Source organism: Pseudoflavonifractor sp., from assembly GCF_050943825.1.
Taxonomy (GTDB): Bacteria; Bacillota; Clostridia; order Oscillospirales; family Oscillospiraceae; genus Pseudoflavonifractor.
This window is the reverse complement of sequence record NZ_JBMNPX010000001.1, coordinates 415,271-440,829: the sequence shown is the minus strand read 5'-3', so window position 1 is coordinate 440,829 and position 25,559 is coordinate 415,271. Positions and strand designations below refer to the sequence as shown.

The following is a 25,559-nucleotide window of genomic DNA, read 5'->3' as shown; positions in this document are numbered from 1 at the left end:
GAACACAGAGAAAACGATTTTTTTGGAGAATGAAAGGGGACGCACGCCATGACCCACCTTCACACGAAGGAAGACATCATTCGCATCGTCAGGGAAGACGACATCGAGTTTATCCGCCTCCAGTTCACGGACATCTTCGGCCAGCTGAAGAACGTGGCCATCACCGCCTCTCAGATTGAGAAGGCGGTCAACAACCAGTGCATGTTCGACGGCTCCTCCATTGACGGCTTTGTCCGTATCGACGAGTCCGACCAGTATCTCTACCCCGACCTGCGGACCTTCCGCGTGTTCCCCTGGCGGCCCGGCCACGGCAAGGTGGCCCGACTCATCTGCGACGTGTACAACACCGACGGCACTCCCTTTGTGGGCGACCCCCGGGACGTGCTGAAGCGGGCCATCCAGAAGGCCCACGACATGGGCTTTGACACCTTCAACGTGGGTCCTGAGGCGGAGTTCTTCCTGTTCCAGACCGACGACGAGGGCAAGCCCACCACCAAGACCAACGACGAGGCGGGCTACTTCGACCTGGGTCCCCTGGACCATGGCGAGTCCACCCGCCGGGAGATCTGCATGGCCCTGGAGCAGATGGACTTTGAGATCGAGGCCAGCCACCACGAGTGCGCCCAGGGCCAGCACGAGATCGACTTTAAGTACGCCGAGGCACTCCACGCCGCCGACAACATCATGACCTTCAAGCTGGCGGTCAAGACCCTGGCCCAGAAGAACGGCCTCCACGCCACCTTCATGCCCAAGCCCATCTTCGGCGTGGCCGGCTCCGGCATGCACACCAACATGTCCCTGTTCCGGGATGGCAAGAACGTGTTCTACGATCCCAACGACGAGCGGGGCCTGTCCCGTGAGGCGTACAGCTTCATCGCCGGCCTGCTGCGCCATGTGCCCGGCATGGCTGCCATCACCAACCCTCTGGTCAACTCCTACAAGCGGCTGGTGCCCGGCTACGAGGCCCCCTGCTATCTGGCCTGGTCTGCCTCCAACCGCTCCGCGCTCATCCGCATCCCCGCCTCCCGCGGCCAGTCCACCCGGGTGGAGCTGCGCTCCCCCGACCCGGCCTGCAACCCCTATCTGGCCTTCGCCGTGTGCCTGGCCGCCGGCCTGGACGGCATCGAGAAGGGGCTGACTCCGCCCGCGGAGATCACCAAGAACATCTACGCCATGGACGAGGAGACCCGGAAGGCCCACGGCATCACCAGCCTGCCCAACTCTCTGGAGGAGGCCATCCGCCTGATGGAGGCGGACACTCTGGTGCTGGAAACCCTGGGCGAGCACGTTGCCCACAACTACATTGAGGGCAAGAAAAAAGAGTGGGATGAATATCGTACCCGTGTGTCCTCCTGGGAGCGGGAGAAGTATATTATTAACTACTAAGCAAAACCAAATGACAGCTCCGGCACTGTCGGCAAAACCGGGGGGACGGGGCGGAACAGACGCGCCGTCCCCCCGGCGCATACTCCTCACAGGAAGGAGCAGAGCGGAAGATGGAAAAGATTATCGTGGCCTTTGCCAAAGAGGAGAGCGGCCGGCGCATCCGGGAGATTCTGGAGAGCTCCGGCACTGCCTCCTGCATAGTCTGCCACAGCGCCGCTGAGGTCAAGCGGGTGGTGAGCAAACAGCGCATCTCCGCTGTGGTCTGCGGGTATAAATTCCATGACGAGTCCGCCGAGCACCTGTTTGAGGACCTGCCTCCGGCCTGCGCCATGCTGATGATAGCCGCTCAGAGTATGCTGGAGATGTGTGAGAGCGACGATATCTTCAAGCTGGCCTCCCCGGTGTCCCGTGGGGACCTGATTGCCTCGGTGCGGCTACTGCTCCAGGTGGGGCACCGGCTGGAGAAGATGAGCCGTCCCCGCCGCAGCGAGGAGGAGAAGGCGGTGGTGGAGCAGGCCAAAGCTGTTCTGATGTCCAGCCGGGGCATCTCGGAGGAGGAGGCCCACCGCTATCTCCAGAAGCGGAGCATGGACAGCGGGTCCCGATTGCTGGATACCGCCCGGCAGGTTCTCAGCGAGGACTGCGGCGCATAGGGATAAGGGGAACGGCCCCGCTCCGGGGGACAGCCCCCGCAGGGTGTCCCGCCGGAAATCCGGCGGGGCGGCGGGGGAGAAGAGCCATGCGCTTTACCAAAATGCAGGGTCTGGGCAATGATTATGTGTATCTCAACTGTACCGGCGGCTTGCCGGACAATCTGCCTGAGCTGGCGGTCCGGCTGTCTGACCGCCACTTCGGCGTAGGAGCAGACGGACTGATCTGCATCTGCCCGTCGGAGCGGGCGGACTTCGGCATGCGGATTTTCAACGCCGATGGGTCGGAAGGAGCCATGTGCGGCAACGGCATCCGCTGTCTGGGCAAGTATGTGTACGACAAGGGGCTGACCAGAAAGACCTCCCTTCTGACGGTGGAGACCGCCTCCGGGGTGCGCTACCTGGAGCTCTTCCTCCGGGACGGGCTGGTGCAGTCGGTGCTGGTGGATATGGGGCGGCCGGAGCTGTCGCCGCCGGTGAAGCTGATGGCGGTAGGAAGAACGTGGCAGGCCGTCCCTGTGTCGGTGGGCAATCCCCACGCCGTGGTGTTCTCCGACAGGCTGGACACTCTGAATCTGGCGGAGCTGGGCCCTGCGCTGGAGCATCACCCGGCCTTCCCCGACCGGGTGAACGTGGAGTTCGTCCAGCCGGATGACCGGGGCGGCCTGAAGGTGCGTGTGTGGGAGCGGGGGAGCGGCGAGACCCTGGCCTGCGGCACGGGCGCCTGCGCTGCTCTGACTGCCGCCACCCAAGCCGGTCTGGTGTCCCGCCATACCACCGTCCGCCTGCCCGGCGGCGAACTGGAGATCCGCTGGGCGGAGGAGAATCGTCACCTGTACATGACCGGTCCGGCGGTGACGGTGTTTGAAGGAGAAATTTCCCTGGAACCGTAAAATTACCGTTGTGCCGTGGAGAAAAAAGCGATACAATAGAGTCTGCCAAACTAGCGCTTTACAGCAGAAAATTTCCGCCCGGGTTCCCGGAGCGGAGCAGATACGGAGGATGCATATGACCACCATTAACCGCAACTACCTTAAGCTGCCCGGCAGCTACCTGTTTTCCGAGATCGCCCGCCGGGTGTCTGTGTACGCCGACGCCAACCCGGACAAGAAGCTCATTCGCCTGGGCATTGGCGACGTGACCCGTCCTCTGGTGCCCGCTGTCACCGCCGCCATGCACGCCGCTGTGGACGAGATGGCCACCGCCGAGGGCTTCCACGGCTACGGGCCCGAGCAGGGCTACGACTTCCTCCGGGAGGCCATTGCCGCCCACGACTACCACGCCCGGGGCGTGGAGATCGACCCCTCCGAGATTTTCGTCTCCGATGGCGCCAAGAGCGACTGCGGCAACATCGGCGATATCTTCGGCACCGACAATGTGGTGGCGGTGTGCGACCCGGTGTACCCTGTCTATGTGGACACCAACGCCATGGCCGGCCGGGCCGGTGACTTCAGCGAGGCCACCGGTATGTGGAACCACCTGGTTTACATGCCCTGCGTGGCGGAGAACGGCTTTGCTCCCGCCATCCCTGAGGAGAAGGCCGACCTGGTCTACCTCTGCTTCCCCAACAACCCCACCGGCGCCGTGGCTACCCGTGCCCAGCTCCAGGCCTGGGTGGACTGGGCCAACGCCAACGGCAGCGTGATTCTTTTCGACTCCGCCTATGAAGCCTTCATCTCCGACCCGGATATCCCTCACACCATCTTCGAGATCCCCGGCGCCAAGACCTGCGCCATCGAGTTCCGCTCCTTCTCCAAGACTGCCGGCTTCACCGGCACCCGCTGCGCCTACACCGTGGTGCCCAAGGCTCTGGAGCGGGACGGCGCCAGTCTGAACGCCCTGTGGAACCGCCGCCAGTGCACCAAGTTCAACGGCGTGCCCTACGTAGTCCAGCGGGGTGCCGCGGCCATCTACACCCCCGAGGGACACGCTCAGGTCATGGAGAACATTGCCTTCTACAAGCGCAACGCCAAGGTCATCTTTGACGGCCTGAAGGCCGCTGGCCTCACCGTGTCCGGCGGCGAGAACTCCCCCTATGTCTGGGCCAAGACCCCCGACGGCATGGGTTCTTGGGAGTTCTTCGACAAGCTGCTCCACCAGGCCAACGTGGTCACTACCCCCGGCGCCGGCTTCGGCCCCAGCGGCGAGGGATACATCCGCCTGACCGCCTTCGGCGGCGCGGACGCCACCGTGGAGGCTGTGGAGCGGATCCGCAAGGTGCTTTAAACTTTCGGCTCAGAGAGGCCGGCGCATTCAGCGCCGGCCTCTTTTTTGTTATGCTCATAATCCCGGTATTTAGGCTGTTCCGGTCTTTGCACACAAAAAATTCATGTTCGTTAGCCCCGACTATCATCGCGGAGCACTCCATACCTGTGAAATTTTATGCCTGTGGGATAGATATTGCGACGAAATACCAAAATTAAGACGATTTTTACATAGATATTTCGAGAAGATTGTATTATCATAGAATAAGAAAAAGTTGGTATAGAAATATCGTCTAAGATAGAGCATGCCCCTTGCCCCTTTGGGACAGCTGGCAATGGCGGCAGAAGGACTTCCCGCGCACTGCGGGGGATATTGATTCTATTGATGCCGCGTATTGCGGCGGAATGGGGGATTTTTATGAACGAACCATGGATTGACTGGGCACGGGAACTGCAATTTCTGGCCCAGGCTGGTCTGACTTATTCCAAGGACCCCTACGATCTGGAACGGTTTCAGCGCATTCGTGAGATTGCCGCCGAGATGGTGAGCCATCAGACTGATATTCCGCTCAGCAAAGTGACGGAGCTGTTCTGCTGTGAGACAGGCTTCCAGACCCCCAAGCTGGAGACCCGGGCGGCTGTGTTCCAGGAGGGAAAGATTCTCTTGGTGCAGGAGAACAATGGCCTGTGGTCGCTGCCGGGCGGATGGGTGGACGTGGATCAGAGTATCCGGGACAACACGGAAAAGGAGGTCCGGGAGGAGGCCGGTCTGGCCGTCATGGCGGAGCGGATTATCGCTCTTCAGGACCGCAACCGGCACAATACACCCGCCTTCCTCAACGGCATCTGCAAGGTGTTTGTCCTCTGCCAGCTGGTGGGAGGCGAGTTCCAGGCCAATCTGGAGACCGTGGCCAGCGGCTGGTTTGACCAGGACAGCCTGCCGCCTCTGTGTGAGGACAAGACAACGGCGGAGCAGATTGCCATGTGCTACCGGGCTGCCGAGGACGAGTGCTGGCAGCCGGAATTTGACTGACATGATACATAAAAAGCCCCCGGGCCGCAAAGCGGCCCGGGGGCTTTTCTGTGCTCAGATGTTTTTGTTCTGGGGAATGTCGGGCAGGGTATCGAAGCCCTTCTGGAGCTCTTCATCGGTGGGGACGTGGTCGTTCATGGAGCCGCTGAGGTAGGACTCATAGGCGGTCATGTCGAAGTAGCCGGTGCCGGTGAGACCGAAGAGAATGGTCCTTTCTTCGCCGGTCTCCCTGCACTTCATAGCCTCGACCAGAGCGCCCTTGATAGCGTGGGCCGACTCGGGGGCGGGGAGGATGGTCTCCAGCTTGGCAAAGAGAACAGCAGCCTCGAAGACCTCGGTCTGCCTATAGCTCACTGCCTCCATATACCCGTCGTGGTAGAGCTTGGACAGGATGGGACTCATGCCGTGGTAGCGCAGGCCGCCGGCGTGGCTGGCGGAGGGGATGAAGCCACTGCCCAGGGTGTACATCCGGGCCATGGGGGTGACCCTGCCGGTGTCGCAGAAATCATAGGCGTACTTGCCGCGGGTAAAGGAGGGGCAGGAGGCAGGTTCCACCGCCACAATACGGGGGTTCTTCACGCCGGTCAGCTTATCCCGCATGAAGGGGGCGATGAGGCCGCCCAGGTTGGAGCCGCCGCCGGCGCAGCCTACTACCACGTCGGGGTACTCGCCCAGCTGCTCCATGGCCAGGGCGCTCTCCAGACCGATAATGGACTGGTGGAGGAGCACCTGGTTGAGCACGCTGCCCAGCACATACCGGGAGTTGGGGGTGGAGACGGCGGACTCCACCGCCTCAGAGATGGCGCAGCCCAGGCTGCCGGTGGTGCCCGGGTTCTCGGCCAGGATTTTCCGGCCCGCCTCGGTGGTCATGGAGGGGGAGGGAGTCACATTGGCGTCAAAGACCCCCATTACCGCCTTGCGGAAGGGCTTCTGCTCGTAGGAGCACTTGACCATGAATACGTCCAGGTCAATACCGAAGTAGCTGCACGCCTCGGCCAGGGCGGTGCCCCACTGGCCGGCGCCGGTCTCGGTGGTGAGCCGGGTGATGCCCTGCTCCTTGGCGTAGTAGGCCTGGGCCACGGCGGAGTTGAGCTTGTGGGAGCCGGAGGTGTTGTTGCCTTCGAACTTGTAGTAGATTTTCGCGGGGGTGCCCAGAGCCTTCTCCAGGTTATAGGCCCGGATGAGGGGAGAGGGGCGGTACATCTTGTAGACCTCCCGGACCGGCTCGGGAATATCAAAGTAGCGGGTCTGGCCGTCCATCTCCTGCCTGGCCAGGGCTTCACAGAAGATGGGGTAGAGTTCCTCGGTTTTGAGGGGCTCCAGGGTACCCGGGTTCAGAAGGGGATCGGGCTGTTCCTTCATGTCAGCCCGGAGATTGTACCACTGGCGGGGCATCTGGTCTTCGGTGAGGTACAGGCGGTGAGGAATCTTTGTCATGGTAATCGCTCCTTCTCAGTATTTTTGCTGGTGCTGTTCTGGGAGAAGGCAACAAAAAAGACCCTCGTCCCAGAACTTCTGTTCTCTGGGACAAAGGCCGAAGACCTCTGCGGTACCACCCGGATTGACATACGGTGCGCCGTATGCCCGCTCACTTTCCCACGTCCAAAAACGCAGGCTCCCCTGATAACGGGTGGAGTCCCCGTCGCGCTACTGAGGCCTCGGCCCGTTCGCTGTGCCCTCGGAAGTCCATTCACCCGGCGTCCGCCTGCCGCGATTCCACCATCCGCGGCTCTCTGGGAGGCTTTCTCTCCGGGCTACTCCTCTTCGTCATTGGTTTATCGATTTGCTTTGCTAAATTATAAGCGCAGATGGAGGAAAATGTCAAGCAGAAATTTCAGGGCGGGCGGAAAAATTTTTCCGCCCGCCCATGAGCATTTCAGTTATCAGCGGTGCGCTGACGGACCGGCACTGCCGCGCCCGCCAGATGCCGGAGGGTGAGGGCGGCAGCCAGGAACAGGTCGAACAGACCGATTACCACGACAAAAAGGAAGGTGGTGGAATCAGTGCCGTTCCAGGTTTCGTTCCACGCGCTGTAAAAGGGAGCCAACTTGAACCAAAAGTCAAAGCAGCCAAGCACCAGACCGGGGATAGCCAGATTGGACAGGCCACACACCACGCTGCGCAGGTCCCGCCGCCGGACCATCCAGAACAGGTTGAGCAGAGCACAGACCCCGATGCCGCCGAAGAGTGTGGGAGCCACGCCGGGCAGACCGTACTGAAGGCCGGACACCAGATATTTGAGGTAGTCGAATCCACCATACTGGGGGCTGTCCTCGCCCAGGTCGGGCAGAGGCGGCCGCTGATAAAGCCCCTGCTCCACTGCGTCCCACAGAAAACGGATTAGCAGAAGGGCGGCCACCACAGTCACAAGAGTAGTCAGAAGGGTAACAGCCATCTCCAGCTTGTCCGGACGGTCAGGCCGCCGGTCACCCCAACGGCGGATGGCCAGGTTGGCGGCGGCCAGTACACAGGCGGACACAATGGAGAGATTGATGGTGCTGGATTTGAGAACCACTAGGCTGTCACTCTTAGCATTGAGCACGCTGCTGCCTACCATGGCGTCCAGAGTCAGGCTGGACAGCAGGAACAGCGCGGTGAGGGCGAAGAGCAGAATATAGGGGGAGAGGGTGCGGCTGTCGGTGAGGCCGGACATGGCGTGGTACTGCCGCCGGGAGGCGGAGAACTGTCCGGAGGCCAGGAAGAGGAGCACCGCGCCGCCGATGCCCAGCAGGGCGGCGGCCCCGGGGGCCAGCCAGGGGAAGAGTGCGCCTTCGCTGAGGCTGTTGCCGGAGAAAGCATACTTGACCAAAAAGCCAAATACCACCAGCAGCCAGGCCAGCAGGGCGCTGCGGGCTGCCTTCTCCCGGACATTGTCCATCAGGAGGGGATAAAGGGCCTGCTCGGGGACGCGGACTGGTTCGGGGGCTTCTGCGGGAGCCTGAGGGCGGCGTTCCCCTGCCATCAATTCATCGGCAGTAACACCCAAAATTGCGCCCAGAGCGGGGAACAAGGTAACCTCGGGATAACTCTCGCCGCGTTCCCATTTGCTGACTGCCTTGTCGCTGACGCCTAACAGAGAGGCCAGCTCCTTCTGAGTCATGCCCTTCTCCCGACGGAGGAAGGCGATAAAGCTGCCGGTTCGGATACTGTCCATATGTGGCACCTCCTTCTTTCTGTCTCCAGCATAGCGGAGCGGAGGAAATTTGGCAACCGCTTTGTGGTGGGAGGAGGTAAACCAACGGTAGAATCCCTGTATTTCCAATAGTTTGCGGGGTTAAAAGGGTCAAAACTCTGAGTAATTTTCGACTGGAGACCGAGCCGCAAGAACGCTTATTCTTGTTGGATATATTTCTTGGGAATGCGATCCTTTAGCATGGTAAGTACTTCACAGGGGTGTCCCCCATACAAATCAGCATAGTCCCAAACGGTGGGGCAGTCATCCCCAGAGCCAAAAACTGTTACAACATCCCCAACCTTGGCCTCGGGTACGGATGTAATATCAATTGCGGCAAAGGTCATAGAGAGTTTTCCTACCACCGGGACGCGTTTTCCGCATATGCTCATCTCTGCACCTGACACAAGAGAGCGAATGAGTCCATCACCATAGCCGATGCCTACGATGCCGACCTGCATATCCTGTTGGGCAACATAGCTCATCCAGTACCCGATGCTTGTACCCTTTGGAACGTGTTTGATCTGCAGAAGTCTTGCTTTTAATGCAGCAACACATTGGAGATGGGGACTGGAGGCACCCTTCTGGATACCGAGGAATACAGATGTGAGGCGCACATAATCCATGTGATACTCAGGATGACGAAGGAAGAGCAGACTGCTGGCGCAGTGCTTTTTCAGGTGTCTGCCTTCGTCTCCCAGGCATTGAATAAACCTTTGGAAGAGCTCGACTTGGCTGACATTTAAGTAGTCGAGTTCTGGATCCATCATACCGGAGATATGTGTAAAGATTCCTTCGTTGGTAATGGCGGGAAGAGCCAGTATGCTGCGCACCTCGGATGCTGCATCCGTTTCTCTTCCGGGTACTGGAATGCCCAGCCTGGTAAGGCCGACATCGACTTTTATATGTGTCCGGAGACGCAAACCATGGGATACTGCTGCTGCAGATAAGGCGCGTCCGTGTGGAACATCCACAATGGGGACAATGACGTTTTTCTCTGCGGCAATAGCTACATCAGAGGGCGCAATTGGACCCAGGAGGAAGAGCGGCGAGCAGATGCCTGCCTGGCGTAGTTCGAGAGCTTCTTCCAGATCGGCGACAGCAAAAATAGTACAGCCTGCGGCTTCCAACTCCTGTGCGATTCGTACCGCACCAAGACCGTACCCGTTACATTTTACCACGGCCATGGGTTCGCAGCCTTTGGTACAGAAGGAACGGACGGCTTCCCAATTTTTTCGCAGGCGATTCAGGTCGATTTCCAGCCAGCAGCGGTTTTGCGGACATAATGCTGTCTCGTGTCTGTACATATCAATCTACTCCCTCATCTGTGCACCCTTCCGGTAAGTCCTGGGGCTCCAAATCGTTCAAAGACTTGTTGGCTTGTTCAGATAACTCTGCAACTTTCATCTCCAGGTATCCATTATAGATATTCATGAATTGAAGTGCCGTATCCAACATCTCGCTGCTCAGACTCTGAAAGAACATGCGGTCGCGATCCTCCCAGTTCTGGTGGCGCAGCCGATGCTGCTTAAAGATTTCCTGGCCATAGGGCGTCAAACAGTAATAAATCTCTTTCTGATTGCTGGGCATCTGATAAGACTGTATTGCCCCTTTGGAAACCAGCCTCCGCAGCACCTTGGAAATACCGCTGCGTGTAATGTCCATTTCTTTGGAGATACTGGAGGCGGTGGGGCGTTTTGCGCGACCGATACAGTCAATACAGTTTAACTCTGAGTTGCCATACCCGTTGAGTATTTCAGTGGAGTGAGCTCGGGTAATTAAATCCACGTTGTTGGCATATCGTCGAAACTGCTGGATAAGCAACTGATGCTTTGTCATTTCAACACTTCCTCTATCGTTTTTTTTATCATATCATTCTACTCTGTTGTTTACAAGAAGAAAAGATAATGTAATTTTTAATATTTTCAAGGAAACAAAAAAGAAAGGAATAAAATATAATATAACCAATAAATAATAAATTAAAAACCTTAATATATACATTATACACAAAACATAAAAGAGTGGTTTGTATATAATAAGACATTTTTGAGTCCTAGTTTATAAAATAGTTAACATTTATATAAAGGCGATAGTATATTGGTGTCGGTAAAAGGGCCCTATTCCACGTTCGACTGAAAAAGGAGACAACCGACTATGCCAAAGACAAATTTAACAGCAAAATTTATTCGTGTCCCGGTAGAAGGTGGCCGGATCAAGGTATCTCCAAAGTTTGACGATTTCTTGGATGTGTCACAAATGGTCGTACTAGAACTTGGAATGCAGAAAGGAAACCTGGAAGCAGACTATTTTGACGAAACAACCAGCAGCGAGCTAATTCAAGGTGTCAATCATTTTGAGTCTGAGTGTCGAAAAGATGGAATCCCTATCATTCACGCGGGCTTCTCCTTCCGCAGAGATGGTCTCGACCTGCGCAATGCACAATATCTTCGCATTACGCCCCTGTCAGGGAAGAAGGCATTCCCCAACCCGGCGCTGGAGGCGGGCAGTCCGCTATGCGAGTTTGCCACAGAGGTAGCAGAGGGGGATCTGACGCTCCTTTCTCCAAAGCGGCACAACGCGTTTGAGGGAACAGAACTGGAATTCCTGCTCAAGGTTTTGGGACGAAAGATTATCATTTTGGTTGGCGCGGGTCTGGACTGCCTCGGTATGGGAACCGGCTTTGTGGGTATGTGCAAGGACTTTAAGTGCCTGGTAGTGGAAGACCTGTTCGCCCCCTACTTTGCAGATTTGGGCGAGGAGTGTGCCAAAGCCTGTACAATGTTCATCGGCCTGGTTGTGAAGAGCGGTGAACTGGCCGCGGAAATCTGCGCCAATGTTACAGGAAAGGAGTAAAGGACATGTCCCTTACCGGTATGAAGATTAATATCAACGGAAATATGGTTCCTCTGCCCGAAGGGTTTGAGGATTACATCGACTGGAACTGCGCTGCCATTGTAGAGCTGGATATGCATGGCGGACACCTGGACCCTGAGGCTGACTGTCCGGCGCCCAGCGCCCGCGGCCGGGATATTATTGATGATGTGAATCGATTCAATGCAGCCTGTCGGAAACTGGGGATTCCCGTTATCCATATCGTCAATACCTATCGTGCGGGTGATTTTGAAGGCGTAGAATCTGGCTGGCGGCGGATTACCGAGGGCCACTATTCCATGTTGGGCATGTCCGAGAGCACGAAATACTACGGCAACCTGGGGCTTGAGGGTACAAAGTGGAGTGCTCTTGTGGTGGAAAACAAGCCGGAGGACATTGTAGTCAATACCAAGAAGCGAGTGACTGCATTTGAAACCACTGACCTGCAGATGGTCATGAGTGCGCTGAATAAGGATGTTATGGTTATCACTGGAATTATGACAAACTGTTGTGACCTGTGCACTGCCTATTATGCAGGAAGCAAGGATTACAAAGTGATACTTTGTGCTGATATGACGCGCGGCTCCAACCCCAGCGATGAAGCGGCTGCCGGACTGATGGTATCCCGCTACATTGGACTCAACACAAATGCTGAGGAGCTGCTCCGCGAGTGGCGCGCACAGAAGGCTGCCGGGGAGGCGTGACGGCAATGAAGATAGCAGGGATCAAAACATACTGGCTGAAAGTCCCGTATGAAAAGCCTTTCGAGCCGACTTGGTACCCCGGGAAACTGGAGACGCATCAGCACATCCTGTTGGTTCGGGTTACAACTGATGAGGGGCTGGAGGGGTATGGCTGCGGCGAGTTCCCCTTCGGACTGACTCCCACCTATATGCAGTTTATTCAGGATATGATTGCACCCTGGCTGATTGGGCAAGATCCCATGATGATTGAGCGCCTTGCAAACCGCATGAAAGGGGACGGACGTCTTGCTCCGCGGCCTTGGATTGTGGAGAACGCACTCTGGGACTTGCTTGGCAAGATTTGCGGCCAGCCTACCTACAAGGTCATGGGCGGTTACCGTGATCACATCCCGGTCTATGCCGCCATGTGCGAGATGCGGAGCGATGAGCAGCGGCAGGAGGATGCGCTTCGCCTGCTGGAAGAGGGATTCCGCGCGGTCAAGCTGCGCCTGTTCAAGCCTACGCTCAAAGAGGACATCCACATTGTGGAGAATATCCGCAAGGCTGTGGGCGACAGAATGACCATCATCTGTGACGCCAACCAGGGGCCGGTACGGGATCGGAACTTTGAGGGTGGAGTTCCGTTCTGGACCTATGAGCGTGCACTGGAAACTGCGAAGGAGCTGCATGCGCTTGGTGTCCTGTGGCTGGAGGAACCGCTGGACCACTATGATATCCATGGCATCCGCCGCCTGACCGAGCACACGGATATCGCCATTGCCGGCGGCGAGATTATGAATGGAATTCAGGACATTGCAACGTTGATTGACAATGACTGCTATGACATTTATATGCCCAATATCACACTCTGCTGCGGTATCAGTCAGGTGCGGAAGGTCGCTGCAATGGCAGAAAAACACGGCAATAAGCTGTGCAATATTCACGGGTGGGTTCCCGGCACAGGCGTCGCCGCGGCGTTGACGACCATCTGCTCCTATCCCAATGCAACCTGGCTTGAGCTGCCCCATGATCCGCCTTCCATTGGGCCGGAGAGTTTTCAGGGAATTGTGAAGGAGCCCCTCCGCATCAACAGGGAGGATGGGTGCATGTACTGCCCGGATCGACCTGGCTTCGGTGTCGAACTGGACGAGGACAAGGTCAAAGCATTTACCGTACTGGAAAAATAATGTTTGCTGTCTACCAATGTAATTCTTCTCTGTGGCGTTTTTGAGAAGAGACTTTGGGGACAAATCCAAACGAAGCTGTATCTATTTTGAGAGGAAGGTAGAGCTGATGAAAAAAGAGAAAACTCAAAGGGAAGTTAGGCAAGCTAGCCTTGGCTTCGCTATTCTCACACTTGTGGTTCTTGTCGCAGTCATCGCGGTGCTGCTGACCGCTGCAAATGCGCCGATTGTAGTCGTGATGATGCTTTCCTGGCTGGTTCTGGTTCCTTTTGCACTCTACTTAGGATACAATCTGGATCAGGTGGAAAAATTTGCCCTGGAAATGATTCGCCCCGCAGTCGGCGTCATGGCCCTTATGGTCGCCATTGGCGGTATGATCTCCATCTGGCTGTGCGCCGGTACCGTTCCGTCTATCATCTATTGGGGACTGAAGATTATCTCTCCGAGTGTCTTCCTGCTGGTTGCGTTCATCCTGACTTCCGTTGTCTCCCTTCCCATTGGTACATCCTGGGGAGCGGTGGCCACAATCGGTGTTGCGATGATGGGTGTCGGCCTGGGACTTGGTCTTCCTCCCGGACTGGTAGCCGGTTCTGTCATCTCCGGCGCATATTTCGGCAACGGCCTGTCTCCTGTGTCTGACGCCCCTCTGTTCATGGCTACCGTCACCCATGTCAAGCTTTGGGATCACATTAAGCACATGAGCATCACCGCCATTCTGACGTGGATTATTTCTGCTGTTCTGTATGCGGTCATCGGCATGAACTTTACAGGGCACACCATTGACATGGCCAGTATCAATGATATCCTCACCAGCCTGGAGGCTATTTTCAACATCAGCTGGGTCTCTCTGATCCCCATGGCTGTTGTAATTGTCATGATGGTTCTGCGGTATTCTGCCCTGATGTCCATCCTCTGCGGCAGCGTAGTGGGTATTCTTGTGGCCGTGTTCTTCCAGGGCTTCAGTCTTGCTGAGGTCATTAATTACATGAATAGCGGCTTCACCGCCACAAGTGACAACGCTCTGGTATCTTCCCTTTTGAACCGCGGCGGGTTTACCAGCATGTATGATCTGGTGGCGATTATTATAGGCTCTCTCGGTGTCGGCGGTATCCTGAAGGGCACCGGCGTTTTGGATGTTGTCATCTCTGCGCTGAGCAAGCATATGAAGAGTGTCCGCAGCCTGACGGGTACTACGTGTGTATCCAGCATCATCACGACCATGATGGTAGGCACCTACTACTTCTGCATGACGATTGTCAGCACCATGATGTGCCCCCTTTACAAAAAAGCCGGCTATAAGCCTGAGAACGCAGGCCGCATCATTAACAATATTGCCAATTGCCTTGTGGCGTTCCTGCCCTGGAATGTGGGCTGCCAGTACATGGCCACGCAGACCGGTGTGGATGTGGGCGTCTTTGCGCCGTTCGTTTTCTTCAATATCCTGGTGATTGTGCTCGACTTTATCTTCGGCTTCTTTAATATTAAGGCCAAGATGTATACCGAGGAAGAGATGGAGAAATTTGCGGCAGAAGAAGTTGCGACAAGCCAGTAATCTAGGCTGAGTTTATCCTGTCGCTCCGGCACGAGGATGCGTCTGCTTTCTCGTGCCGGAGCGACAGAGAGTTTTTGAAATATTCTAAATGTGTCAATAAGGACGAATCCACATGAAAAAAGTAACGTTTGAACTGAATGGAAGCATTGTGACAGCAGAAGCAGAAGGGATGACATTGCTGCAGTATCTGCGGGGTGTCGCCTGCATGAAGGGCGCCAAAGAAGGGTGCGGTACCGGACACTGCGGGGCCTGCACTGTTGTCATTGACGGCAAGGCGGAACGCGCCTGTGTTACACGCCTTGACAGGACGGACGGGAAAAAGGTATTAACAATCGAAGGACTTCACGGGGAAAATGGTGCGCTGCATCCCATTCAACAATCGTTCCTGGATATTGGAGCCGTACAGTGTGGATTCTGCACACCTGGCATGATTATGGCGACCAAGGCCCTGCTGGACAGAAATCCGGACCCGACAGATGAAGAGATCTGCGAAGGGCTGAAGAATAATTATTGTCGCTGCACTGGCTATGTGAAGATCATTGAGGCTGTACATCTGGCTGCGGCCAGACTGCGGGGGGAAGACCCCGACCTTGAGAGCATGCGTACCCTGGAACGCATTGAACTTGTCACCTACTCCGACCCTGCTGACGCCACTGCCATCGGCTTGACGGGACGACATGTTGGAAAAAGCAGGACCGACTGTGATGGCGCGCAGAAAGTGCGCGGAACGCTGCCATATACCTGTGACCGCGGTGATGACAGTACACTTTATGGCGCGTTCGTGTGGTCGAAGTATCCCCACGCAAGAATACTGTCCATCGACTGTGGAGAGGCGGAGAATGCCCCCGGCGTGGTCCGGGTGCTTACTTACAAGGATGTACCCGGCCGCAATTCCTATGGCACCTTCAATCCGGAACAGCCTGTTTTTTGTCAGACAGAAGTCAAGTTCCTTGGAGACATCATCGCCATGGTGATTGCGGAGACGGAGTCCGCCGCTCGGGCAGCGGCCAGGCTGGTTAAAACAGAGTATGAGGTCCTGCCTGGTATTTTTGAAATTGAGGAGAGCCGCGCTGTTGGCGGAGAACAGATTATCCGTACCATTGACTTTTCTTCCGGAGACTTCGATGGGGAGATGGGGCGGAATGACCTGATCTCGGTAACGGGAGATTACTACTTTGAGCGGCAAGAGCATGGCTGCCTGGAGCCGGAATGCTGCATTGGAGAATTGGATCCGCTGACAGGCGGCGTGGTGGTTACCAGCTGTACACAGTCGCCTTTTGAGATTCAGCGCATGCTGCTGCCTATTTTGAATCTGCCGACAGAGCGCGTTCGCGTCATTGCCGCACCGCTGGGGGGAGGCTTTGGAAAGAAATGTGACTCCTATCTGGAGCCCCACGCGGCCATTGCAGCAATGGTCACCGGCCGCAGGGTTCAGATTACGCTGAAACGCAGCGAGTCCCTTTTGCTTACGGCCAAACGGCACCGTTATCACAACAAGTACAGCTTCTGGGTGGATAAGGACGGACACTTCAGCGCGCTGAGGGCGGAGATTGCCTCGGATGCGGGACCCTATGCCGGTCTGAGCGGCGGAGTTCTGGAACAGGGGTGCATTTTCGCTTTAGGTCCTTACCGGATTAATGCATCGCAAATCCATGCCTGTACGGTACGGACCAACACGGCCCAGGGCGGTGCTTTCCGGGGGTTTGGTATCAATCAAAGTGCAAATTGTATTGAGACAATGATTGATGAGGCCGCGGAAAAGTTGGGACTGGACCCGTTTGAGATTCGCCTGCGCAACGCGCTTGTTCCCGGCGACAAGACCATAACAACGGAGACTGTGATAGAGAGTGTGGGCATTCTGCGGACCATTCAGGCCTGCCAGGAGAAAGCAAAGCCCATCATTGCACACTACCGGGAAATGTATCGTGAGAAGAACGATCCGGACCTGGTGCTTGGCGTCGGCGTGGCCAGCGGCTTTAAAAATGTTGGCGTCGGAAAGGGCAATCCGGACAACGGCGGATGTATCCTGACCAAACTGCCGGATGGGCGTTATAAAATGGCGCTTTCTGGCATTGATATGGGGCAGGGATTCCGTACAGCAATGGTTCAGATTGCCGCGGAAACGCTGGATGAAGATGAAGATGCCTTTGACCTTGTCAGCGGTGATACTGCTCATACGCTTCCGCACCGCCAGGCTGTCAGTGAGCGGCAGACGCTGGATACGGGCTGTGCTGTGTACAAGGCGGCAGAGCAAATGCGGGACAGCCTTGCAGCAAATCCCTGGCAAGCGGGGGAGAGCAGAGAGACACGATATTATTATGAGGCGCCGAAAACCTATGGCATTACGGGGCAGGAGCAAGCCAAGAAGGACGGAAACCCATATCAGAATTATCGGGGCTATGCATTTCTTACAGGCTGCGTCATTCTTGAAGTGAATAAAAAGACGGGTAATGTACGGATTTTGCATATCATATGTGCCAATGATGTGGGCCGCGCCATTAATCCGCAGATAATTGCCGGGCAAGTAGAGGGCGGCAATTCCATGGGTATCGGCTATGCGCTGTCGGAAGGCTTCTCCTACACAGACGGGAAACCGGATCAGAAGACCTTTGGAAAGTTGGGGCTGCCGAGGATTCATGAGACTCCCAAATACGACATTGTCATTGTGGAAGACCCGCATATTGAAGGCCCTTACGGTGCAAAAGGGTGCTCGGAAGTAGCAACAGTTCCTTCGACGCCTGCGGTACTGAATGCGTTGTATGATGCCATTGGGGTCCGCTTCTACAAGACGCCTGTGCGTCCGGAAGATATCCTTTCCGCTCTCAAAGAAAAGAATGAAAAATCATAAATACAGGCCCTGCCGCCAAATGATTGCGGCAGGGCCTGCGATTCCAAAATAAAGAAGTGTAACCAGGTATTTTACAAACTTGTTCAAACCGATCAACGACGTGATATGCTGGGTACGGGAGAGCTTTCGCCTGCTATCCTTTAATGGAGGGAGGAAAAAGTATGGAACGATATACATTGGCGGCGATTGCATCCGGCCTGCTCATGGGACTTGCCGGTCCGCTGTCCAGAATACTCAACAGCGGAGGCATGAGTGCTGAGGAGATTGCTGTGATGCGCTTTGGCATTGCAGCTTTAATTTTGGGCCTGATGATGGCACGGAGGAGAACAGAACTGCGCATACGCATCAGGGATCTCTGGATATTTTTAGGAGGCGGAGTCCTTGGTCAGTTCTGCTTTGCGTTCTTTTATTTTCGTGCGGTGACGCTTGCACCGCTGGCCGTGGTATCGACGCTGAGCTCTACATATCCATTCTTTGTGCTTGTTTTTTCCTGTGTGTTCTGGAAAGAAAAACTAACAAAAACGAAAGCAGCGGCGCTGTTCCTGGCCCTTTTGGGCAGCGCACTTGTCTCCGGCGCATTTAAAGAAAGCGGTATATCGATTGACGGGATTATGATGGCGGCTATCTCCGGCGTGGCGTATGCGCTTTTCTGTATCTTCAGCCGGATTGCTGTCGGGCGAGGTTATTCCCCCAAAACGGTTAATTTTTACACGTGGGTCGGCGCGTTCCTGTGTGCGCTGATTGTCTGGCCGGATTTGCGGCCTCTTTCCAGCGCGTTTGCTGTGTGGCAAAACATCGTGGCATGTCTTCTTTTGGGCGGGGTAGTGGGATGCGGCGCAAGCTATCTCTTCTCCTGGAGCCTGAAGGTTCTCCCGGCCGGCCGGGCCGCTATCCTGGCATCTTCCTCACCGCTGGTTGCCATGGTGAGCGGCGCGGTTCTGTTTGATGAACAGATTACGATTGACAGACTGCTGGGCGTGATGATTCTGCTGCTTGCCATTTTCCTGTTAAATTACAAGATAAAATGAGAAAGCGGTCTGGCGCATAAGCGCCAGACCGCTTGGAGTTTCAACATCCTTTTTGGGTGGAAACTGTAAATGGGGAAATCTGTTGGCTTGTGGTTTAACCGTCCACAACCTCGCCGGTGAGCACCTGATGGGTGTCCACGGTGAGCTCACCGTTCCGGCAGTCCACGGTGATGGTGTCGCCGGGGGAGACCTGGTCGGCAATGATCTTGCGGCTGATGAGGGTCTCCACGGTGTGCTGCACGAAGCGGCGCAGGGGACGGGCACCGTAGATGGGGTCGTAGGAGCTGTCGATGACAAAGTCCTTGGCGGCCTGGGTCAGCTCCACGGTGAGCTGCTTGTCGGCCAGGCGGCGGTTCAGGTCGGCCACCAGCAGGTCGATGATGTGGGTGATGTTGCTCTTGGTCAGAGGCTTGTAGAACACGATCTCGTCCAGCCGGTTGAGGAACTCGGGCCGGAAGGAGTGCTTGAGCAGGTCGTTGACCTGGTCACGGGCGGTCTGACTGATTTCGCCGTCGGCGTCAATGCCGTCCAGCAGGAACTGGCTGCCCAGGTTGGAGGTGAGGATGATGATGGTGTTCTTGAAGTCCACGGTGCGGCCCTGGCTGTCGGTGATGCGGCCGTCGTCCAGCACCTGGAGGAGCACGTTGAACACATCGGGATGGGCCTTCTCCACCTCGTCGAAGAGGACCACGGAGTAGGGGTGGCGGCGGACGGCCTCGGTGAGCTGACCGCCCTCCTCATAGCCCACATATCCCGGAGGGGCACCGATGAGCCGGGAGACCGAGAACTTCTCCATGTACTCGCTCATGTCGATGCGCACCAGGTTTTTCTCGCTGTCGAACAGGGCCTCGGCCAGGGTCTTGGCCAGCTCGGTCTTGCCCACGCCGGTGGGGCCCAGGAACAGGAAGGAGCCGATGGGCTTGTTGGGGTCGGCGATGCCGGCACGGCTGCGGAGGATGGCCTCAGACACCAGTCGCACGGCCTCGTCCTGGCCGATAACCCGCTTGTGGAGGATGTCCTCCAGGTGGAGCAGCTTCTCACGCTCGCCCTCCATCAGCTTGGCCACGGGGATGCCGGTCCAGCGCTCGATGATGCGGGCGATCTCCTCCTCGGTGACCTTGTCCCGCAGGAGGGAGTTCTCCTTCCCCTGCTGGGCCAGGGCCTCCTCGGCCTCCAGCTGCTTGTGCAGCTCGGGGATGCGGCCGTACTGGAGCTCGGCGGCCTTGTTCAGGTCATAGGTCCGCTGGGCCTTCTCCAGCTCGGCGTTGGCCTTTTCCAGCTCCTCGCGGAGCTTCTGGACCTTGCCGATGGCGTTCTTCTCGTTCTCCCACTGAGCCTTCCGGGCCTTGAAGTCCTCCCGCATGTCGGAGAGCTCCTTCTGAATCTCGGCCAGATGCTCCAGGGAGATCTTGTCGGTCTCCTTCTTCAGGGCGGCCTCCTCGATCTCGTGCTGGGTGATCTTCCGCTGGATGATGTCCAGTTCGGTGGGCATGGAGTCGATCTCGGTGCGGATCATGGCGCAGGCCTCGTCGATGAGGTCGATGGCCTTGTCGGGCAGGAACCGGTCGGTAATATAGCGGTTGGACAGGGTGGCGGCGGCGATGATGGCACTGTCGGTGATCTTCACGCCGTGGTACACCTCGTACCGCTCCTTCAGGCCGCGGAGGATGGCGATGGTGTCCTCCACAGTGGGCTCATTGACCAGCACGGGCTGGAAACGGCGCTCCAGAGCGGCGTCCTTCTCGATGTACTGGCGGTACTCGTTGAGGGTGGTGGCGCCGATGCAGTGGAGCTCGCCGCGGGCCAGCAGAGGCTTGAGCAGATTGCCGGCGTCCATGGCGCCCTCAGTCTTGCCGGTGCCTACGATGGTGTGCAACTCGTCGATGAAGAGGATGATTTTACCCTCGCTCTTCTTCACCTCGTTGAGGACGGCCTTCAGCCGCTCCTCAAACTCGCCCCGGTACTTGGCGCCGGCAATCAGGGCGCCCATGTCCAGGGCGAAAATGGTCTTGTCCTTCAGGCTGCCGGGCACGTCGCCCTTGACGATACGCTGGGCCAGACCCTCGGCGATGGCGGTTTTGCCCACGCCGGGCTCACCGATGAGGACGGGGTTGTTCTTGGTCTTGCGGCTGAGGATACGGATCACGTTGCGGATCTCGTCGTCACGGCCAATGACCGGGTCCAGCTTGTTCTGGCGGGCACGCTCCACCAGGTCGGAGCCGTACTTCTTCAGGGCGTCATAGGTCTCCTCGGGGTTGTCGCTGGTGACCCGCTGGTTGCCCCGGATGGAGGACAGGGCCTGAAGGATGCCCTCTCTGGTGATGCGGTAGGTCTGGAAGAGGTGCTTCAGGCTGCTGTTGGCGCAGTCCACCAGGGCCAGCAGCAGGTGCTCCACGGAGATGAACTCGTCCTTCATGGACTCGGCAATGGACTCAGCGGTGTTGAGGGCCCTGTCCACGTCCTGGGCCACGTAGATCTTGCCCTGCTCCCGACCGGAGCCGGACACACGGGGCAGCTTCTGAACCTCGTTCTTCACAGCGGCGGCAAAGGAGGGCACGGTCAGGCCCATCTTGGTCAGCAGCTGGGGAATCAGACCGTTTTCGGTCTCCAGCAGGGCCAGCAGCAGGTGGGCCTGCTCAATCTGCTGGTTGCCGTATTCGGTGGCCACGGCCTGGGCCTCCTGGATGGCCTCCAGGGATTTCTGCGTATACTTGTTGGCGTTCATATGGTAAGTCACATCCTCTCAGGGTGTAAAACAGATTCTGAATTGGGGTGGGGGAGGGGGAAATTCCCATCCCGCCAATAATCTACTATCTTTTGGACGGAAAGTCCATACCTTTTTTCTAGGAATAATGAAAAGGGAAAGGGAGCCGGTCAGCCAAGGCTGACCGGCTCCCGCAGCGTTCCCTTACTCGATGGCGATTCTCCGCGCCTCGGGGACCACGGGCTGGGCCTTGGGCAGGTTCAGCTCCAGCACCCCGTTGTTGTAGGCGGCGGTGATGCCGGCCTCGTCGATGCCGGTGATGTCAAAGGAACGGGAGAAGGAACCGTAGCGGCGCTCACGACGCAGGTAGTTACCCTTTTCGTCCTTCTGATCGCTGTTCTCCTTGTGCTCGGCGGTGATGGTGAGGATACCATCCTTTACATCCAGGGTGATGTCCTCCTTGTTGAAGCCGGGCAGCTCAGCCTCCAGCACGTACTTGTCGTTGACCTCACGGATGTCGGTACGGAAGGCGGGCAGGGAGGTGTTGCTGCTGCGGAAGAAGTCACGGGCGAAATTATCAAATGTATCGAACATATTGTCATTGCTGCGCTCAAAAGGAAGCATACCAAACATAGAAATCTCTCCTTTGGATTTGGTTTTAAAATTGTGTTTTTGGGAACTGTAGGACTCTGGCAGTCGAACTATCACTCTGCTAATCATGGCGACCACGCATGTTGCAAATCCCCTTTCAGAGGGCTGAACTCTGTTCCGCTCAACCTCTCTATCTCTTTTTCTGTGCTTAGTATACTTCTGGACTGTGAACAAATATACAATAAATTATGTCTAAATTGTAAACGTTAGCACTCGTAAAAATAGAGTGCTAAAAATGAAAGAAAAATAGCAGAGTGATGCCAGAGAGAAAAAGACGGCGGAACAGGGAATAAAATAATAAGGAATTACCCCCTTTACGGCAGGAAAAGGATCGGCTATAATGGGCCGGAATGAGTCTGTCTGACAGACAAAAAGGAGAGAGATAGTGTGCGACATAAGAACGATTTGGGGAAGGATCCCATTGGTCCCCTGATCCTTCGTCTGGCCATCCCCACCATGCTGGCCCAGCTGGTCAGCGTGCTGTACAGTATCGTGGACCGGATGTACATCGGCAATATTCCCGATATCGGCACCGTAGCCCTGGCGGGGGTAGGCGTATGCGGGCCCATTGTGACCCTGCTGTCCTCCTTTGCCACCCTGGTGGGCCTGGGCGGCGCGCCCAACCTGGCCATGCGCATGGGCGAGGGCAACCGGGATGAGGCCCAGCGGGTACTCAACAACGGCTTTCTCATGCTGCTGGTGCTCTCGGGAGTGCTCACCGCCCTGTTCCTGCTGCTGCGGGAGCCGCTGCTCATGTGCTTCGGCGCCAGTGAGGCCACCTTTCCCTACGCCAACACCTATCTGACCATCTATACCGCCGGAACCTTCTTCGCCCTCATGGCCACGGGCATGAACAGCTTCCTCATCTGCCAGGGCCGCTCCGGGCTGGGTATGGCCACTGTCCTGGTGGGCGCGGTGATGAACATTGTCCTGGACCCCATCTTTATCTACCTGCTGGGGCTGGATGTGGCGGGCGCTGCCATCGCCACCGTCATCTCCCAGATGTGCTCCTGCGTCCTTGTGCTTCTCCTCCTGCGGCGGAAGTCCATGCCGGTGCGGCTGGGCTGGGGCGGCTTCCAGTGGCGTGTGGTGGGGCGTATTGCCAGCTTCGGTCTGACCCCCTTCCTGATTATCGCCACCGACAGCGTGCTCCTCATTGTCCTCAACGCCATGCTCCAGCGGTACGGTGGGCCGGGGGAGGGAGACATCCTGGTCACCTGCGCCACCATTGTCCAGAGCTACATGTGCATCATCACCATGCCAATGGGCGGCATCACCGGCGGCTGCCAGAGCGTGGTCAGCTTCAACTACGGCGCCGGGCAGCCTGACCGGATTAAGAAGGCCATCCGGTGCATCTGTGCCCTGTGTCTGGCCTTCACCGCCCTGATGACCGTCTTTACCTACACCCTCTCGCCACTGTTCGTCCGCCTCTTCACGGCAGACGCCGCCCTGATGGCCCGGACGGTGGCCTATATTAAGGTGTATACCTTCGGTATTATCCCCCTGGCGGTGCAGTACACCCTGGTGGACGAGACCACTGCCATGGGTCATCTGCGCCTGTCTCTGTTCTGCTCCCTGTTCCGCAAGGCCACCTTCCTCACCGGAACGGTACTCTTCCCCATATTGCTGACTGCCGACGCGGCATTCTACGCCGAGCCGGTGTGTGACGTGTTCTGCGCCATTGTGACCACTGTGCTGTTCCTGCTCTTCTTCCCCAAGATGATTGCCGGAAGAATGGAGGATCTGCGCCGGCTGCGGGGCGCCAAAGCCGATGGTTGATTTCAATTTGAAAATGTGTTAAAATACACGGCGAATCCGGTCGCAAATCTTTCTTCTGTGTCCGGAACGGGGCAGGAGGCAGATTTGCTGATTCAGGAATGGAGGACGAGCGCGATGGAGGAAACAGAGCGCGTATGCGAAGAACTGCTGGATTATCTGTCGGACAGAAGCGGTTGCGCATATCTCTCTGATTTGCGCCTTCCATCAGTGGCGGTCAAACTGGAACAGGTGATACGGGATGCCCCCCAGGGCGTCTGGTCTGCAGAGGCCTGGCAGGAGGCCGCGAGCTACATTACTGGAGAAGGCAGCGGAACCAGCGAGACAGAGGCACGGAACATTCTGGTCGCCTGGTGCAGAAACTGCGGAAGCCAGTATAGAAAACACTGAGAAAAGGGACATGAAAACAGCGTTCTGAACGCGGCATTGCCGGTTCAGAACGCTGTTTTGCTGTATGGAGAAAAGTTTACCCCAAAAAGGAAGGGTAGAATTGACGCCTGCCCTGGGGCAGCAGAACGGTGAAAACCGTACCCTCCGCTTCGCTGCTGGTGACAGATATCTGTCCCCGGTGGGACTGGACAATGGCCTTGGCGATGGCCAGACCCAGACCGTAGCCGCCCGCCTCCCGGGTACGGGCGCTGTCGGAGCGGTAGAAGCGCTCAAAGAGGTGCTCCAGGTGCTCCGGCGGGATAGCAGGCCCGGTGTTGCGCACGGTGAGCTTCAGACGGTCGGAGGGGCGGCTGAGGGACACCGACACGGTGCCGTCTGTTCCGGCGTATTTGCAGGCATTGTCCAGCAGAATGTATACCAGGCGGCGCAGCTGACCCTCGTCGCCGCTGACGCACAGACCGGGACGGATATCGCTCTCCAGGGTGACACCCGCCTCAAAGGCCACCGACTCAAAGGGCAGCAGACAGCCCTCGGTCAGCTCGCTCATGTCCACCGGCAGCCGGGTGGTGGGCAGCCGGGCGGCGTCGCTCTTGGCCAGAAAGAGCATGTCCTCCACCAGGCCCTTCATCCGCCGGGCCTCCTCCTGGATATATTCAATCCACTTGGCCTGGGCGGCCACCGTGTCCTCCTTGTGGGATAGCAGGATGCCGGAGTTGGCCAGGATGACGGTGAGCGGGGTTTTCAGCTCGTGGGAGGCGTCAGCCACAAACTGGCGCTGCTGCTCCCAGGCCTTGGCCACCGGCCTGGTGGCCAGCTTGGAGAGGAACAGGCTGATGAGGAAGAAGCCCAGCAGAGCCCCTGCGCCCACCAGCAGGGAGGTGAGAAGCAGGCCCTGGAGGTTCTGCCGCTCCCAGCTCCGGTCGGCAAAGGCGATACGGGTCTCACCTTCCCGGTTGATCTCCACCAGGTAGCGCAGACCCAGCTTGTTCAGGACGCCCTCCCGGGTGCCGGATTCCAAAGCCTGGGAGACCGCCTCCTCCAGCACCTCGTCAGACACGGACACGCTCTCCTGGGAGTAGACGGCTTCCACCTGTCCGTCCTCCGTCAGGGAGACGCAGAAGACGGGGATCATCATCACCTGCTGGACAGAGCCGCCGCCCTTGTCCGCCCACTTGTCCGGAATCATGTCGTTGGAGGGGGAGAACTCAAAACGGGGTGGGTCCCGGTCATCGCTCCACTCCAGGGACATGCGCATGGCGGTCATGCTCTGGCCGGCCAGACGCTGGGAAGTGGAGCCCATCAGCGCGGCGAATACCACAAGGAGCACCAGGCTGACCAGAACCATATTGGTGAGGATAAATTTTATTCTCAGCTTGCGGATCAAAATCCCATCACGCTCCCGACGGCGAAGAGCAGCCGCTCCGATT

At 57.3% G+C, this 25,559-nt stretch carries 20 protein-coding genes; 13 read left to right on the top strand and 7 right to left on the bottom strand.

Translation table 11 applies throughout. The annotated features are described in order from the left end of the window. Positions 1–48 precede the first annotated feature (48 nt). The 5 genes from glnA (at position 49) to ACOX7T_RS01985 (ending at position 5,273) form a co-directional block, all read left to right on the top strand. Positions 49–1,386, top strand: coding sequence for a type I glutamate--ammonia ligase (gene glnA, locus ACOX7T_RS02005; protein WP_433439389.1), 1,338 nt, complete (start codon positions 49–51; stop codon positions 1,384–1,386). Positions 1,387–1,496: 110 nt separating this feature from the next. Then, complete coding sequence (locus tag ACOX7T_RS02000) at positions 1,497–2,039, top strand: ANTAR domain-containing response regulator (protein ID WP_433439387.1); 543 nt, start codon at positions 1,497–1,499, stop codon at positions 2,037–2,039. An 86-nt stretch (positions 2,040–2,125) separates the two neighbouring features. Next, a complete protein-coding gene (gene dapF / locus ACOX7T_RS01995; RefSeq protein WP_433439384.1) occupies positions 2,126–2,929 on the top strand; it encodes a diaminopimelate epimerase in 804 nt (267 codons plus the stop codon). 115 nt (positions 2,930–3,044) lie between these two features. After that, positions 3,045–4,262, top strand: a complete 1,218-nt coding sequence (locus ACOX7T_RS01990) for an LL-diaminopimelate aminotransferase (protein WP_433439381.1) — start codon at positions 3,045–3,047, stop codon at positions 4,260–4,262. 396 nt (positions 4,263–4,658) lie between these two features. Further along, positions 4,659–5,273, top strand: a complete 615-nt coding sequence (locus ACOX7T_RS01985; RefSeq protein WP_433439378.1) for an NUDIX hydrolase N-terminal domain-containing protein — start codon at positions 4,659–4,661, stop codon at positions 5,271–5,273. Between the two features lie 54 nt (positions 5,274–5,327). Here the strand turns inward: ACOX7T_RS01985 and ACOX7T_RS01980 are convergent, their stop codons facing one another. The 4 genes from ACOX7T_RS01980 to ACOX7T_RS01965 form a co-directional block, all read right to left on the bottom strand. Continuing rightward, complete coding sequence (locus ACOX7T_RS01980; protein ID WP_433439376.1) at positions 5,328–6,710, bottom strand: TrpB-like pyridoxal phosphate-dependent enzyme; 1,383 nt, start codon at positions 6,708–6,710, stop codon at positions 5,328–5,330. A 439-nt stretch (positions 6,711–7,149) separates the two neighbouring features. Further along, positions 7,150–8,427, bottom strand: a complete 1,278-nt coding sequence (locus tag ACOX7T_RS01975) for a helix-turn-helix domain-containing protein (protein WP_433439373.1) — start codon at positions 8,425–8,427, stop codon at positions 7,150–7,152. A 176-nt stretch (positions 8,428–8,603) separates the two neighbouring features. Then, entirely contained in the window at positions 8,604–9,752 is a 1,149-nt protein-coding gene (alr, locus tag ACOX7T_RS01970; RefSeq protein WP_433439371.1) for an alanine racemase, read from the bottom strand. 1 nt (position 9,753) lies between these two features. Then, entirely contained in the window at positions 9,754–10,284 is a 531-nt protein-coding gene (locus tag ACOX7T_RS01965; RefSeq protein ID WP_433439368.1) for a MarR family transcriptional regulator, read from the bottom strand. A 315-nt stretch (positions 10,285–10,599) separates the two neighbouring features. Here ACOX7T_RS01965 and ACOX7T_RS01960 point away from each other — a divergent pair, with 315 nt between their 5' ends. From ACOX7T_RS01960 to ACOX7T_RS01935, 6 genes are all read left to right on the top strand, one after another. Next, positions 10,600–11,298, top strand: coding sequence for an isochorismatase family protein (locus ACOX7T_RS01960; protein ID WP_433439366.1), 699 nt, complete (start codon positions 10,600–10,602; stop codon positions 11,296–11,298). A 5-nt stretch (positions 11,299–11,303) separates the two neighbouring features. Then, positions 11,304–12,020, top strand: coding sequence for an isochorismatase family cysteine hydrolase (locus ACOX7T_RS01955; protein WP_433439364.1), 717 nt, complete (start codon positions 11,304–11,306; stop codon positions 12,018–12,020). 5 nt (positions 12,021–12,025) lie between these two features. Further along, positions 12,026–13,186, top strand: a complete 1,161-nt coding sequence (locus tag ACOX7T_RS01950) for a mandelate racemase/muconate lactonizing enzyme family protein (RefSeq protein WP_433439362.1) — start codon at positions 12,026–12,028, stop codon at positions 13,184–13,186. Between the two features lie 106 nt (positions 13,187–13,292). Continuing rightward, entirely contained in the window at positions 13,293–14,735 is a 1,443-nt protein-coding gene (locus ACOX7T_RS01945) for a Na+/H+ antiporter NhaC family protein (protein WP_433439359.1), read from the top strand. A 112-nt stretch (positions 14,736–14,847) separates the two neighbouring features. Next, positions 14,848–17,583, top strand: a complete 2,736-nt coding sequence (locus tag ACOX7T_RS01940) for a molybdopterin-dependent oxidoreductase (protein ID WP_433439358.1) — start codon at positions 14,848–14,850, stop codon at positions 17,581–17,583. Between the two features lie 161 nt (positions 17,584–17,744). Next, entirely contained in the window at positions 17,745–18,611 is an 867-nt protein-coding gene (locus ACOX7T_RS01935) for a DMT family transporter (protein WP_433439356.1), read from the top strand. 94 nt (positions 18,612–18,705) lie between these two features. On the opposite strand, the gene clpB is transcribed toward ACOX7T_RS01935, so the two are convergent. Both clpB and ACOX7T_RS01925 read right to left on the bottom strand, forming a co-directional pair. Then, on the bottom strand, positions 18,706–21,336 hold the full coding sequence (gene clpB / locus ACOX7T_RS01930) for an ATP-dependent chaperone ClpB (RefSeq protein ID WP_433439353.1): 2,631 nt from the start codon (positions 21,334–21,336) through the stop codon (positions 18,706–18,708). A gap of 183 nt (positions 21,337–21,519) precedes the next feature. After that, positions 21,520–21,948, bottom strand: a complete 429-nt coding sequence (locus ACOX7T_RS01925; RefSeq protein WP_433439350.1) for an Hsp20/alpha crystallin family protein — start codon at positions 21,946–21,948, stop codon at positions 21,520–21,522. A 405-nt stretch (positions 21,949–22,353) separates the two neighbouring features. Between ACOX7T_RS01925 and ACOX7T_RS01920 the strand changes: the two genes are divergently transcribed. Both ACOX7T_RS01920 and ACOX7T_RS01915 read left to right on the top strand, forming a co-directional pair. After that, positions 22,354–23,745 (top strand): MATE family efflux transporter, encoded by a 1,392-nt coding sequence (locus tag ACOX7T_RS01920; RefSeq protein WP_433439347.1) that lies wholly within the window; start codon positions 22,354–22,356, stop codon positions 23,743–23,745. Between the two features lie 84 nt (positions 23,746–23,829). Continuing rightward, complete coding sequence (locus ACOX7T_RS01915; RefSeq protein WP_433439344.1) at positions 23,830–24,132, top strand: hypothetical protein; 303 nt, start codon at positions 23,830–23,832, stop codon at positions 24,130–24,132. Between the two features lie 76 nt (positions 24,133–24,208). Here the strand turns inward: ACOX7T_RS01915 and ACOX7T_RS01910 are convergent, their stop codons facing one another. Continuing rightward, on the bottom strand, positions 24,209–25,516 hold the full coding sequence (locus tag ACOX7T_RS01910; RefSeq protein ID WP_433439342.1) for a sensor histidine kinase: 1,308 nt from the start codon (positions 25,514–25,516) through the stop codon (positions 24,209–24,211). Between the last annotated feature and the right edge of the window lie 43 nt (positions 25,517–25,559).